This window comes from Acinetobacter sp. ATCC 27244, from assembly GCF_000156555.1.
In the GTDB taxonomy this organism is placed as follows: Bacteria; Pseudomonadota; Gammaproteobacteria; order Pseudomonadales; family Moraxellaceae; genus Acinetobacter; species Acinetobacter haemolyticus.
The window spans coordinates 43,857-44,701 of sequence record NZ_GG665953.1; the positions used below are offsets into that span (position 1 = coordinate 43,857).

Consider the following 845-nt stretch of genomic DNA (forward strand, 5'->3'; position numbering starts at 1 on the left):
AGATAAGTGCATTGATCTACACCTTTGCAGGAGTTATTCTTGGTATTGGTGTTGCCATCACATGGGCATTTCATGTTAATCCCGCTACCAGTTCTATACTTATTATTGTAAATACAGCTTTGCTCTGTGCTGTTCTAGGTTTTGTATTTCCCAATCAAATTCAACGTCTGTTTAGTTGGCTATGGAAATTTTTCTCCAATTAGCATTCTCTCCTACTTTAAAAGCTATAATGATCCAAGCTTTCATTTAATATTTTATCTCAGTCATGGATCCATTAATCAACTCTCCTGTTAAACACTGGTGTGAGTTCGAGTTTATTTCTAAAACAGTGAAAAACCCCAATATCCATATCAAAGGCAACTACTCCTATTATTCTGCTTTTTGGGATCAAGGTTTTGAACGGTGTGTGGTGCGTTATCTTCATGATAAAGCTTCAACAGCAGAGAAACCGATTGATCAACTTTATATTGGTAATTTTGTCTGCTTTGGTGCTGAGTGCGTGATCATGATGGGTGGTAATCAACTGCACCGTTCTGATTGGATATCGACTTTCCCCTTTGATACGCGTAGCTTTCTTCCAGCAGGAGATACAATGATTGGCGATGGTTGTTGGATCGGCAGTCGTGCCATGATTATGCAAGGTGTCACACTCGGTGAAGGTGCTATAGTTGCAACAGGTGCCATTGTCACTCAAAACGTCCCTCCCTACACCATTGTCGGTGGTGTTCCAGCCAAAGTAATCAAATCTCGTTTCACAGAAACTGAAATTGAAAAACTCCTTTCACTTAAACTCTATGAGCGAGATGAAAAACAAATTTTAAAAATGCGTGAGCAATTGCAAACGG

Annotated in this window: 2 protein-coding genes; both read left to right on the forward strand. The window is 39.5% G+C overall.

From position 1 onward, the window contains the following. Positions 1-2: 2 nt before the first annotated feature. Positions 3-203, forward strand: coding sequence for a hypothetical protein (locus HMPREF0023_RS16865; protein ID WP_081400240.1), 201 nt, complete (start codon positions 3-5; stop codon positions 201-203). A 62-nt stretch (positions 204-265) separates the two neighbouring features. Next, on the forward strand, positions 266-845 hold a 580-nt coding region (locus HMPREF0023_RS06760), incomplete at its 3' end, for a CatB-related O-acetyltransferase (RefSeq protein ID WP_008941575.1).